The sequence below is a fragment of the Lyngbya confervoides BDU141951 genome (genome assembly GCF_000817775.3).
Classification (GTDB): Bacteria; Cyanobacteriota; Cyanobacteriia; order Thermosynechococcales; family Thermosynechococcaceae; genus Lyngbya; species Lyngbya confervoides.
Genome location: NZ_JTHE03000005.1, coordinates 47,493 through 60,271 on the forward strand (window position 1 = coordinate 47,493; position 12,779 = coordinate 60,271).

Here is a 12,779-nt window from a genome sequence, read left to right on the forward strand (position 1 = left end):
CTGGGAGAGATGATCGCAAGGGGGTTATTCATATATCCAGGAGGAGAGAGTAGGAGACCAATTGGCAAGCTCATTGTCTTGAAACCAAAGGCTAATCTCGCGCTGAGCGGTCTCGACAGCATCGGATCCATGAATAATATTGCGGCCAATATCAATGCCAAAATCTCCTCGAATCGTTCCGGGTTCAGACTGAAGGGGATTGGTGGATCCAATCATTTTTCGGGCCGCTGCAACAACGCCCTTACCTTCCCAGACCATGGCTACCACGGGACCAGAGGTGATAAAGTCCACCAGGCCGGAAAAAAACGGTTTTTCTCGATGCTCTCCATAGTGGGCCTCAGCAAGGTCACGGCTCACCTGGATCAGCTTGAGTCCCACGAGTGTAAATCCCTTGGCTTCGAATCGTTGAATCACGGTGCCTACCAGTCCACGCTGGACACCATCGGGCTTAATGGCAATAAACGTACGTTCCACAAATTTTCTCCATTGAGGGATTTTCAACAGTTGGCTTGACCCACGTGATCTGCCTGGTTGGGGAGGCTGGCCTTACCTCGTTAGGATAAGAGAAGAGATCAAGATGGGTCATGGTCTACCGGGTAGATGCCAATCACTAATATAGGGAAAACTGACCAAGGATATGAATACCCTTAAAAAACAAATTCTCTGGGGGCTTGGGGGAACGGTGGTGGCAACGCTGGGTTTGGGCCTAGGTCTTTCCTATGTCGTTAATTCGAGTTTACAACAGCTGGAAAAACGACCCGATGCGATCCTACCTAACCAAACTGCGCCAAACACCACCTTGCCCTGAATCTTGATCCGTGGCAAAGCACAGGAGCATTGGCTGCATTATCGGGTTTCACTGGCCTGAGTTAGCCGATCGCGGGAGTGCCGGGGTGGTGAAACGCCGCCCTCAGGGCGTCTGCCCAGGACCTGAAACACTTCAATAGGTTCCTCCTTTCCTTTGAGAGGGACATTGCCCCAGGCTTCAACCTGGTAGCGTTCATCTAAATAGTTCAGCGTTTGGCGGGCAATTAGGATGCGGCAGTCCGAAGTTTGTCGATCCTTATCAAAACTCTCTAGCCGGGAGGCTGTATTAACGCTATCGCCAATGACCCCGTATTCCAGGCGGATTTTACTGCCCAAGCTGCCTACGACCACGGGACCTGTGAATACACCGACGCGCATTTTGAAAAGGGGACAGTGGGTAGCCTGGCGACGCTGATTTAGCTGCGCGAGTCGCTCCTGCATTTCCAGGGCGCAGGCAACGGCCTGATTGGCATCTTGGGCAATTTCAGCTGGAGACTCATGGGGAATCGGCACCCCAAAGACGGCCATGACGCCGTCGCCAGTGAATTTATTGATGACCCCCTCATGGTTTTGAATGGCCCCAGTCATCTCCTCTAAGTATTCATTGAGCCAGATAAAGACCACCTCCGGGGGATACTGCTCAGAGATAGTGCTGAACCCCTTTAAATCGGTGAACAACAGAGTTGTGGTGAGTTCCTGACCCGGCAATTTTCCATTTTCCAGGAGCTCATCGCGCCGCTGCCAGAGGGTTTCGGCAATTTGCGGAGAGGTACTTTGACCCAGGAGTCGCATCACCATGCGCCGTTGTTGCTGGGCCTGTTGAGCAGTATAGGTAACAACGCTGCCCCCTGAGAACAGAAATCCCAAGGCTGCCGGGATTAATGGAACCCAGCCCATGTTCAAAAAAAGCAGCAGACAAACTTGAAATAAAATGCCCAGGGCCGCTGCTGCTCCAAGCGCCAGCAGTAAGGGGTGACGTACGGTCCATGCCAGCATCCCCCCCAAGAGCGACCAAAGGCTCAACCAGAGGATTTCTTCGGTTTCGCTCCAAAACCAAAACAAGGCTCGCTGGCCCAGGGCGGCATCGAGAAACTGACTCACCATCTGAGCATGAACCACAACCCCTGGCATTCGCTGCTCCAGATCATCTTCTCGATCTGAGCTGAAGGGCGTATAGGCAAAATCATTGCCGCTGCTGGCGGTGGTGCCAATGAGGACAATGCGATCGCGAATAAGAGCGGGGTCAACTCGACCGTTGAGCACCTCCCCAAGGCTGACCTGAGGAATCGTGGTTTGTCGCCCGCGATAGTTCAATAAAATTTGATACCCCCCCACGTCTGCATTGATGTAGCTACCATCGTGGGGGCTCAACGGCACAAAAGTAGTGGCTCCTAGCTGCAAGTAGTTGGGATTATCGCGGCTAGCTTGGGATTCAATGCCTTCCTCTAACAAGTATCGTTCTGCCAAAAGCAGAGAAAAGGCGCTGAGAATTTCGCCCTGCGTAGACTCTTGATAGAGGATAGACCGACGAATGACACCGCCCACATCCTGAGTGGCGTCGTTAAAGCCCACCTGCTCGGGGGGAAGCGCTGGGGGAGGATCCACCGGAGGGTTTTTGGCATCTCCTAAGCGGGTAATTCCAATAATGCGGTCAGAGGACTCAAGCACTTGCACCAGTTCCGCATGGCCTGGCTCCACCGGAAAGTCTCGATAAATGTCTAGACCAATGACCCGTGCTTTTTGCGCCAGCAGCCTTTGCAGCAGTCTGGCATAAACCTGATCTGGGAGCTGGAGTTTTCCGCCTTGATCCTGAAGATCTTGTTCTGTGACGCCAATCACCAGCAGTCGCGAGTCTACGGGCTGAGGAGGACGCATTTGCACAAAGCGATCGTAGGCAACCAGCTCAAACAGCTCAAACACTCTCCATTGCCGCGCTGAAACGAGAAACCCCGTCACGATGGTGCTGGCAATGATAACCATGGCCAGCTCTGGCATTCTCACCTTGAGCGATTTAACGTTTAGGACCACAGCTTAGGCCGGTAATTTCTCCTTGCCTATTGTAATCAATTTGAGAACCCGCGTTGTGAGCAAAGATTCAGAGGTCCCCCGGAAGATCCTCACTGGGTTGACCCAGGGTTCACCTCAGGGAAAAATCCGTGATGTCTCACCTGGAACCGATAGAATCATCATCGGGGTTAACCCTGACCTTCTGTGTTTGGCCCCCAGCAATTGATATCCCGGCTATTTACCCAAAGACCCCCATGGCAAACTACCTGGTAGCAACGTTCTCAAATTTGGCTGAGGCCGAAGTAGCTTACGGTTCAGTGTGTGATCGGTTTCCTGAAGAACGCCAGGTGACCTTGTTGGGGGCTGGAAACCAGACCTCAGATGCAATGAAGATCTATGATCCCAACCAAGTGGCGCAACAGCAGATGCAGCGAATGATGATCTGGTTAGTGCCCTTTGGTTTTTTTGCCGGATTGACCTTCAATCGAATTACGGATTTAACCATTGTGGAGCAGGGAGGATGGGTGATCAACGGAGTCCTGGGAGGCTTGCTGGGAGCAGCCTCGGGTCTATTGGGCGCTATTTTTATTGGCGGTGGCCCCAGGCTTTTCTCAGCCGATCTTGAGGCGATGACCCTACAGAAGCGTATTGAGCAGGGCAAGGTGATTCTGGTGTTTATTGGAACGGAAGTCCAAATTCGTCAGGTCAACCGGATGCTGCGTTCCCCCGGTTGTGATTTGATTCAAGTTTATGAAGGTCCTCAGCCTGAGTGAGGATCGCAGGGGCAGAGGTCGCTTAGCCTGCACGAACGCCAACCGCGATCCGTTAAAATAAACTCATTGGGAACTCATTCACAACTGGAGCTGTATGGCTGAAGCCTATTTGCTGGATAAGCTAAATTCCGTTGAGGAAACCTTCCACGAACTGACCCGCCAGCTTGCGGATCCAGACATTGCCACTGACCCGAAGGAATTTCAGCGTGTCGCAAAGGCCCGGTCTAGACTGGAAGAAACCGTGGGCACCTACGAGGAATGGAAACAGGTTTCCCAGGAACTGGTGGATGCTCAACAAATTGCGAAGGAAGCCGGAGGCGACCCAGAACTGAAAGAAATGGCGATGATGGAGGTTGACGAACTGGAATCTCGCCAAGCACAGCTGGAGGATCGTCTAAAAATTCTGCTGCTTCCCCGTGATCCCAATGATGAAAAGAATATCATGTTGGAGATCCGCGCCGGGACTGGTGGCGATGAAGCCAGTATCTGGGCGGGAGATCTGGTCCGACTTTATTCTAAGTATGCCGAATCTCAGCACTGGAAAGTTCGCTTACTCAGTGAATCCCTCGGAGAGATGGGGGGCTTCAAAGAAGCAATTCTAGAGATTCAAGGTGAGCAGGTCTATAGCAAACTCAAGTATGAAGCGGGGGTCCATCGAGTTCAGCGCGTCCCGGCCACAGAGGCTTCGGGACGAGTCCATACCTCTACGGCAACCCTCGCTGTGATGCCTGAGGTGGATGAGGTGGAAATTGAAATTGACCCGAGAGAAATCGAAATGTCCACGGCTCGGTCGGGGGGGGCCGGGGGCCAGAACGTCAATAAGGTGGAAACGGCGGTAGACTTGCTGCATAAACCCACCGGCATTCGAATTTTTTGTACAGAAGAGCGATCGCAGTTACAAAATAAAGAGCGAGCCCTGCAGATTCTACGAGCGAAGCTCTACGAAATCAAAATGCGCGAGCAGCAAGAGTCGGTGGCCTCCATGCGTAAGTCCCAAGTCGGAACCGGATCGCGCTCTGAAAAAATTCGCACTTACAACTACAAAGACAATCGCGCCACGGACCACCGCCTCAACCAAAACTTCTCCCTCGATCGAGTCTTAGAGGGAGATATTGAACCCTTAATTCAAGCCTGCATCACCCAAGATCAGCAGCAGCAGCTGGCTGAACTGGCTGAAGCGGTCTCTTAATCCTCTTGCAAGGAATGAACGTGAGAACCTTGGCCATGTTGGGCACGCCAAAATAAGCGCAAGGTTCAGCAAAAACTCAGACTCAATCGGCATACTGGGGCAGAAGCCTCTGTTTGAAGCAATCCCTTGTCAAAGTGAGGACCCTAGGGTCGTCACCAATCCACTGAGGTTGCTAGGATAAAACCGTAAAGTCAACTTTGCGGGGGGGCAGTCCTAGAAGTTGAGTTCTACCTAAGATTTTTCAGATTTTCCTACGTCGCTATTTACCATGAATGTCAAGCTACTGACCTTAATGAGTGCCCTGGTGCTTTTGGGCAGTAATGGATCTGCGGCATCCGCGATGGATTTGCTGGCCAAATATCCGCTGCCCAATTTACCCCAGTCCGTCGAAATGCTGCCAGAGGCTGTGAATCCCCGACGATTAGAGCTTAGCCTGAGTAAGCGAGAGCTATCCCTCTATAGCGGAGACACCTTAGTGAAAACCTACCCGGTCGCTGTGGGGAAAGCGGGGTGGGAAACCCCTGTGGGAGAGCATAAAATCTCAGCAATGTATAAGGATCCGCCTTGGCGACATTGGGATGGCGGAGCAGTAATTCCCGGCGGCGATCCAGATAATCCCTTGGGATCGCGTTGGATTGGGTTCTGGGAGGGTAAAACCCAAACCGGTGCCGTAGGCGTGGCGGGATTCCATGGTACGACTCCCGCCAAGCGATCTTCCATTGGCGATGCCGTGTCCCATGGCTGCGTGCGGATGTACTCTGAAGACATTGAAGAGCTGTTCGACCTGGTTGAACTGGGTGTGACTGTGAAGGTCGTCCGCTAAAGGATCCTGGGGATGAGCGGCCAAATTTAGCCAGGAACTTGTTAAATTCTGACGATTATTCCTGGCGATCCTAAAAACTCCATGCCAGACTGGATTTGTTAGTCTCTTGCAAATAATGGAATGTCTAGGGTTAACGTCAAACTCCTGGGAGTCTGCGCAGCCTTAGCGCTGTGTGGAGCACCGTTAGCAGTCCATGCCGAGCCGATCCTCTCCCTTGGATTGCCTGGCCTCCCCCAGCCGGAATCATACCTGCCGGGGCCACCGTTGGCCAACCGGATTGAGTTGAGCCTCAGCCAGCGACGCGTCACTCTTTACCAGGATGACCAGCGGTTGGGGCAGTATCCGGTGGGTGTGGGGCGACCCGGCTGGGAAACCCCCGTGGGGCAGTTTGCCGTAAAAACTAAAATTGTCAATCCCTCTTGGAAACATCCCTTTGAGGGGTATGTGATTCCCAGCGGAGACCCCCAAAATCCTCTGGGCAATCGCTGGATTGGCTTTTGGACCGATGGGGACAATTGGGTGGGCTTTCATGGTACCTCCAGTTCCATGCGCGCTTCGGTGGGAACCGCGGCCTCCCACGGTTGTGTCAGGATGCTCGACGAGCATATTGAGAAGATGTTTGAGCTGGTGTCGGTGGGTACGCCCGTGATTGTGACCCCCTAGGAATTATGTCTGTCCCTTGGCTTCCTGGGAATCGACCGTAGACCAAAACTCCGTGACATCAATATCCAACTGGGCTAACATCTCCCGCAACAGCGGCAGACTCAGGCCAATCACATTGCTGTGACAGCCCTCAATTTTTTCAATAAACAGGCCCCCTCGACCGTCTAGGGCAAAGCATCCGGCGCAGTTTAACGGTTCTTGAGACGCAACGTAGGCTTTAATTTGGCGATCGCTCACCGCGGCAAAATATACATCGGTGCGTTGGGAGCGCACTAGCAATTGGTGCGTTCGTCCATCTATGAGGGCATGCCCTGTATAGAGATGACCGACCCGGCCGCGTAGGGTTTGCCAACGCGCGATCGCGTCAGCGGCATTGGCGGGCTTGCCATAGATGGCATCGTCTAGTGCCAAGACAGAGTCACAACCGAGGATGAGGGCAGGATCTGACCAAGTTTTGGCCACCACTTCAGCCTTACGCGCAGCCAGCCCCTCCACCAGTTCAATGGGATGACGGGTCTGAACCCGCGACTCGTCAAAATGGCTGGGTTGAGCAAGGGCAGGAATACCCGCAGTTTTCAACAGCTGCAGGCGGGCTGGAGAGGCTGATGCCAAAACAAATTGGGGCAGGCGCTGATTCATGGGGCTTGAGGAGGAAAATCCCTCATGAGCATAGCAGGGCCGGGACTGATGGCGCTCTTGAAGCAACTGAAGGAAGACTTGAAGTGAGCTGGCCTGGATCAGGGGTCCTGGCTAGATCAGTGAACCTTCTGAAAAAGATATACTCCAAAGGTAAGCTCAGGTGCAACACGGCATGGTTTTTCGCTCACCGCGAGCATATATTTTTCTTTCCATTGGAGCAGCCCTGTTCACCATGGGACTGAAAGTTTGGTCCTATGAGCTCACGGGTTCCGTGAGCCTGTTTTCCGATGCTGCGGAGTCTAGCGTCAATCTGGTGGCAGCGCTGATGGCCTTGTGGATGCTCAGCCTTGCGGCTAGGCCCCCCGATCGTGATCACTCCTTTGGGCACTCCAAAGCAGAATATTTTTCCAGCGGCCTGGAAGGAACCCTGGTCATTTTGGCTGCGGTCAGTATTGCCATTGCCGCTCTTGAACGCCTCATTCATCCCCAGCCACTCCAGCAGATCTCAGTGGGCATGGGACTCTCGTTCCTGGCTGCCGCCATCAACGGGGCAGTGGCCTATCTCCTCTTGCGAGCTGGTCGACGGCTGCGGTCGATCACCCTGCGCGCCGATGCCCATCATTTGCTCACGGATGTATGGACCTCGGTGGGAATGATCGCTGGGCTGTTTTGTGTCAAGGTGACAGGCTGGACCCTCCTCGATCCGCTGATGGCGCTGCTGGTGGCTCTGAATATTGCCACCGTTGGCGTCAAGCTTTTGCGGGAAACGGCGAATGCACTGATGGATGGTGTTTTGCCTGAAGCTGACCAGACGCTAATCTGGAACACCTTAGCTCGTTACCAAAATCAGGGGATTCAGTTTCATGCCCTGCGCACTCGTGTGGCGGGCACGCGCAGCTTCATTTCATTCCATGTTTTGGTACCGGGCACCTGGTCTGTGAAGCAGGGCCATGATCTTTGTGAAGAACTAGAGCTGTCTCTGATGCGCACCTTGCCCGGATCCCATGTCATGACCCACCTAGAGCCCCTCGACGATCCCGCTTCCTGGGCCGATACGATGCTAGATCGCCCAGCCCCCCCTCTGGCTTCCCTGGAAGATCCGCCGCCAGGCCCGCCAGAAAAGCGGTCAGTCCCTAAAGAATAGCGGGGCGCTGTATTAGGCTGACCGCAGCAGCGATACGGTTTAATTGAGGGGATTTAGTTGAGGGAGATTCATGTGGGGAGCTGACTGTTAACTAGCAACCCTGATGTTTAGGCTTGTTGTCCCCCTAGCCCATTGAGCGCTTCAAGCAAGGGGCCGACTAGGCTCAATTATTCCTTTAGGAGGAGTAATTCAGAGGAGCCGGGCGGGAAACCTAAATCTAAGGGTTGCCGCTACCATCGCTTTCGGTAATTCCTCGGTTTCCTCGCACTTGGATAGGGTTAACAGGTCTTGTGACTGAGCTGCATGGTATTCCTCCGGAAAAGAGAGTCCGTCATTTGCTGCTCATTCAATATCGGGCACAGACGCGGTATGAAGTTCTAGAGGGCGCCTCCTACTTTGTAGGACGCGATCCGAAAAGTTCCATTGTCATTGATGATAAATCGGTCTCTCGTCAACACGCTATCTTACTGAGAATTACAGGGGCTGATCCCAACCAGTATAGTTTCGTCCTAATTGATGGAAATCTCCAGGGAAAGCGCAGTAAAAATGGTACCCAGGTTAATGGCCAAAGCTGCGTTTCGGCCCGTCTTCAGTCCGGTGATCTCATTTTCTGGGGACCGGAGGTCAGGGCTAAGTATCTGATGTTGGCAAATATCACCGATGCTGAGTTTCGTCATTACTGTGACCGTCTAGATTCTGAACAGCACTTTTTCACCGAAGGCCATACGCTTCAGTCCGCGAAGGAAACCATCATGCTCAGTGGGGAGAGCGACGCCAAGGGGATGGAAGATGTCTCGATTATTCGACTGGCCTCTTTCCCAGAAATCATTCCTAGCCCAATGCTGGAAATCACCACTAAGGGGCAGTTGACCTACCTGAATCCTGCGGCACATCAGGCCTTTCCAGATTTGTCCGTGGCGGGATTGGAGCACCCCGCGCTCGCGGGCTTAATGAACAAAATTGCGATGACCCAGAAGAAAATTCTCAGTCGGGAAGTTCAAATTGGGGCAAAAATTTTTGAGCAGTCGATTCACTATATTCCTGAAAATAGCTTGATCCGCTGCTGCTTGTTTGACATCACCCAGCGCAAACAGGCAGAGGCAGAGTTAAGACGCCGTGATCGGCTTTCCCAAAGTGTGGCAGAGGTGACTACCCATCTGTTAACCAGCTTGAATCAAGATTCGGTGGTGGATGTGGCCCTGGAGATGTTTGGCCAAGATATTGGGGTCGATCGCATCTGCATTAGCCAAAACCACTCCTGGGGGGATCAGGAGCAAGCGGCCACCAGCCTGAGATATGAATGGGTGAAGCCTGGGGTTGATCCGGTTCTGGATCAGCCCCATCGGCAAAACCAAGTGTACTGCCAGTCTTACCTGCGTCGTTGGTATGCGCTGCTCGCAGAGGATGGAATTCTCAGTGCACTGAGAACATCTTTACCGGAACATGAGCGAAATATTCTGTTTCGCGATGGCATTTTATCTATTTTGGTGGTGCCTATTAATGTTCACAATTCGTTTTGGGGATTTTTAGAGCTCGACCACTGCACTCAGGAGTATCAGTGGGCAGCCAGTGACGTAGCGAGCGTGCGGGCACTGGCTGCGAGCATTGGGGCGGCCCTCCAGCGTCAGCATCAAGATCAGCGCATTCAGCATCAAGCCTTTCACGATGCCCTGACGGGGCTTCCCAATCGGCTCTTGTTTCACAAGCGACTGGAAGCGGCGATCGCCGAGGCCCAGCTATGCCACCATCAAGTGGGGGTCATGTTCCTGGATTTGGATAAGTTCAAGGTCATTAATGATACCCTGGGACATTCGGTGGGGGATGGGTTATTGCAAGAGGTGGCCCGTCGTCTGCGCCAGTGTGTGCGAGCCTCGGATACGGTGGCGCGTTGGGGGGGGGATGAGTTTACAATTTTAATGCCCAATATGCAGACGAGTGAGGATGCGGTTGCAACGGCGCGACGGATTCTGAGCACCTTTCGTGAGGTGTGTCAAATTGAGTCCCATACGCTGCTCATCAACACCAGTATTGGCATTGCTCTGTATCCCAATGATGCACTAGAGGCAGAGGTTCTGGTGCGTAATGCTGATATTGCTCTTTACCAATCGAAAGATCGCGGTCGGGGGACTTATCAGCTGTATGGCCAGGGCATCGATGCAGAGGTTCCAGAAATTTTCGATCTCCATCGCCGATTAAAGCAAGGCATCAGTGAGCAGGAGTTTATCCTACATTACCAACCGGAATATCATCTAAAATCGGGCAAGATTTCGGGAATGGAGGCCTTGATTCTCTGGAATCATCCTACCTATGGCTTAATGGGTTCAGATCGCTTTTTGCCTCTGGCAGAGGAAGCGGGCATTATGCTGGAACTGGGAGAATGGATGGCTCGCCAGGTCTGTCTGCAGGGGCAGCAGTGGAATCAGATGGGGTTTGGAGGCCTTCGTCTGGCTTTGCGGCTTTCTCCCACCCAATTTAGACAGCCCCATTTTGCCGATCGCATTGGACAGATTCTGGCGGAGTATCGGGAAGCGCATCAGCCCTTTGTCATTGAAATCTCTGAGGCCCTGGCCTTTGATAATCTTGCCTATAGCCAAGAAATCCTGCTGAAGTTTAAGGCTGTGGGCGCTCAGGTGGTCCTTGATGATCTGGGAGCAGGAGATGCCGCTCTAACCCATCTGACGCAACTGCCCCTAGATGGCGTGAGGCTTTCTTCCCAACTGGTGCGGGTCGTGCAACGCGATCGCAAGGCAACAGCGGTGATTCGGGGAATTATGGCCCTAGCCCAGCATCTGGGGCTCGACGTAACGGCGACCGGGGTGGAAAAATCAGCCGACTTCAATATTTTGGCCGCCTTCGATTGCGATTATTTTCAGGGAAATTTGATTGGACCTGGCGTGTCAGTGGAAATGGCGACCTTGAGACTTCACAGCAGGCCAAACTTGGATGAAGATCTGGTTTCCTCTGCCCTGACTCCCTGAGTTTAAAGGAGGATTTAGGGCTAAAGTGTTTACTTTAGTTCTGTTTAGCATTCCTTCAAAATTTTGTGAGCGAGTCCTCCCCCTCATCTCAAAAGCCCGGTCGATCCCTGGCCAGTATTGCCACTATTGTGGCCATCGCAACCTTAATCAGTAAACTAGCCGGTCTAGTACGGCAACAGGCGATCGCTGCTGAATTTGGCGCTGGAGCTGCGGTCGACGCCTATCAGTATGCCTACATCATTCCTGGCTTTTTGTTTATTTTGCTAGGCGGGATTAACGGCCCGTTCCATAGCTCAATTATTAGCGTATTGGCCAAGCGCCGCTCGGAGGAAGCTGCGGCCCTCATTGAGACCATCAATACTCTGGTGGGCGGGTTACTCCTGATCGTGACCGTTGTACTCATGGTGCTGGCGGATCCCCTGCTGCAGCTCATTGCCCCCGGTGCCCCCCCAGAGGTGCATCGAATCGCGGTGGAGCAATTTCAGATCATGGCTCCCCTGGCGGTGCTCTCAGGCCTGATTGGGATTGGGTTTGGAACCCTGAATGCCTCCGACCAATACTGGCTGCCCTCCATTAGTCCCCTGCTTTCCAGCATTACGGTGATTTTGGGCGTTTGGTTCCTGTCCGATGAGTTTGGGCCGGCAGTCTTGGCCTGGGGAACCCTGGCCGGGGGTTTTTTACAATGGTTTGCTCAGATTCCTGCCCAGTGGAAATCAGGCATGGGCACCTTACGCCTGCGGTTTGATTTTGGCGAACCAGCCGTGCAGGAAATTTACCGCTTAATGGGGCCAGCAACCCTTTCTTCGGGCATGCTCCTGATTAGCGTTTACATCACCACGGTGTTTGCGTCCCAACTGCCAGTCGGGGCGGCCTCGGCCTTGGGCTATGCTCAGCTGCTGTTTCTGACACCGCTGGGAATACTCTCGAATGTAATCCTGGTGCCCTACATGCCGATTTTCTCTAAGTTGGCAGCACCCCCCCACTGGCCAGCACTCAAGGAGCGAATTCGGCAAAGCCTGGTGCTGACGGCGATGAGCATGATGCCGGTAGGAGCGTTGATGGCCGCGCTGGCTCTGCCAGCGGTGCGGGTGGTGTACGAACGCGGACAGTTTGACACCCAGGCGTCGAATCTTGTCTCGTCGCTGCTGCTGGTTTATGCAATTGGCATGTTTTTCTATCTGGCGCGAGATGTGCTGGTGCGGGTGTTTTACGGCCTAGGGGATGGTCGGACGCCTCTGGCGATCACCCTGCTGGGCCTGGGGTTTAACCTCCTCTTCTGTTACTTCTTTACCCAGGCCTTCGGGGCCCAGGGATTGGCCATGTCCACCGTGGGGGTCAATACGGTGTCAATGTTCATTCTCCTGGGATTGGTGAGTCGCCGTTTGAATGGGTTGCCCTGGCGCAGCATCGGAGGCCCGATTTTGGGTATTGGCCTGGGCAGCTTGCTGTGTGGAGCCGCTAGCTGGGCGACCCTCAAGGGCGTTCAGCATCTGTTGGGGACGGAGGGGCTGCTGATTCAGCTGGTTGAGTTGACCGTGGCTGGGGTCGTTGGGAGTTTGGTCTTTGCTCTGGCTGTCTGGATGCTGAAGCTGCCAGAGGTTAGTTTTTTTGGACAGCGTCTGCGGCAACGGCTCCCGTTTCTTCGGTCTCCTGCCGCCAACAATCCTCCAGAGTGAGAGCGGCCTCCCTACGCTAGAATGTGTCAGGCTGCGCAGGTCTTGACCTAGCCCGGCGCGATCGCCAAAAATTTTTGAGA

At 53.5% G+C, this 12,779-nt stretch carries 11 protein-coding genes; 8 read left to right on the plus strand and 3 right to left on the minus strand.

Features of this window, described 5'->3' with window-relative positions; all coding sequences use genetic code 11:
- Positions 1-24: 24 nt before the first annotated feature.
- Complete coding sequence (gene ndk / locus QQ91_RS00875) at positions 25-474, minus strand: nucleoside-diphosphate kinase (protein WP_166278818.1); 450 nt, start codon at positions 472-474, stop codon at positions 25-27.
- Between the two features lie 163 nt (positions 475-637).
- On the opposite strand from ndk, the gene QQ91_RS00880 reads away from it, so the two are divergent.
- Positions 638-808 (plus strand): hypothetical protein, encoded by a 171-nt coding sequence (locus QQ91_RS00880; RefSeq protein ID WP_166278821.1) that lies wholly within the window; start codon positions 638-640, stop codon positions 806-808.
- A 38-nt stretch (positions 809-846) separates the two neighbouring features.
- Here the strand turns inward: QQ91_RS00880 and QQ91_RS00885 are convergent, their stop codons facing one another.
- Positions 847-2,802 (minus strand): CHASE2 domain-containing protein, encoded by a 1,956-nt coding sequence (locus QQ91_RS00885; RefSeq protein ID WP_166278824.1) that lies wholly within the window; start codon positions 2,800-2,802, stop codon positions 847-849.
- Between the two features lie 164 nt (positions 2,803-2,966).
- Here QQ91_RS00885 and QQ91_RS00890 point away from each other — a divergent pair, with 164 nt between their 5' ends.
- The 4 genes from QQ91_RS00890 (at position 2,967) to QQ91_RS00905 (ending at position 6,262) form a co-directional block, all read left to right on the plus strand.
- Positions 2,967-3,587 (plus strand): hypothetical protein, encoded by a 621-nt coding sequence (locus tag QQ91_RS00890; protein WP_250833216.1) that lies wholly within the window; start codon positions 2,967-2,969, stop codon positions 3,585-3,587.
- Positions 3,588-3,681: 94 nt separating this feature from the next.
- Positions 3,682-4,776, plus strand: a complete 1,095-nt coding sequence (gene prfA, locus QQ91_RS00895; protein ID WP_166278830.1) for a peptide chain release factor 1 — start codon at positions 3,682-3,684, stop codon at positions 4,774-4,776.
- Between the two features lie 268 nt (positions 4,777-5,044).
- Positions 5,045-5,599 carry a L,D-transpeptidase gene (locus QQ91_RS00900; protein WP_166278833.1) on the plus strand — a complete coding sequence of 185 codons (555 nt, stop codon included), beginning with the start codon at positions 5,045-5,047 and terminating at the stop codon, positions 5,597-5,599.
- Between the two features lie 120 nt (positions 5,600-5,719).
- Positions 5,720-6,262, plus strand: a complete 543-nt coding sequence (locus QQ91_RS00905; RefSeq protein WP_166278836.1) for a L,D-transpeptidase — start codon at positions 5,720-5,722, stop codon at positions 6,260-6,262.
- Between the two features lie 3 nt (positions 6,263-6,265).
- Here QQ91_RS00905 and QQ91_RS00910 read toward each other — a convergent pair whose 3' ends face one another.
- Positions 6,266-6,901 (minus strand): nucleoside triphosphate pyrophosphatase, encoded by a 636-nt coding sequence (locus QQ91_RS00910; protein WP_166278839.1) that lies wholly within the window; start codon positions 6,899-6,901, stop codon positions 6,266-6,268.
- 172 nt (positions 6,902-7,073) lie between these two features.
- Here QQ91_RS00910 and QQ91_RS00915 point away from each other — a divergent pair, with 172 nt between their 5' ends.
- From QQ91_RS00915 to murJ, 3 genes are all read left to right on the plus strand, one after another.
- Entirely contained in the window at positions 7,074-8,045 is a 972-nt protein-coding gene (locus QQ91_RS00915) for a cation diffusion facilitator family transporter (protein ID WP_166278842.1), read from the plus strand.
- A gap of 290 nt (positions 8,046-8,335) precedes the next feature.
- Complete coding sequence (locus QQ91_RS00920) at positions 8,336-11,023, plus strand: EAL domain-containing protein (RefSeq protein WP_166278845.1); 2,688 nt, start codon at positions 8,336-8,338, stop codon at positions 11,021-11,023.
- A 65-nt stretch (positions 11,024-11,088) separates the two neighbouring features.
- A complete protein-coding gene (gene murJ / locus QQ91_RS00925) occupies positions 11,089-12,699 on the plus strand; it encodes a murein biosynthesis integral membrane protein MurJ (protein WP_166278848.1) in 1,611 nt (536 codons plus the stop codon).
- Positions 12,700-12,779: the final 80 nt, after the last annotated feature.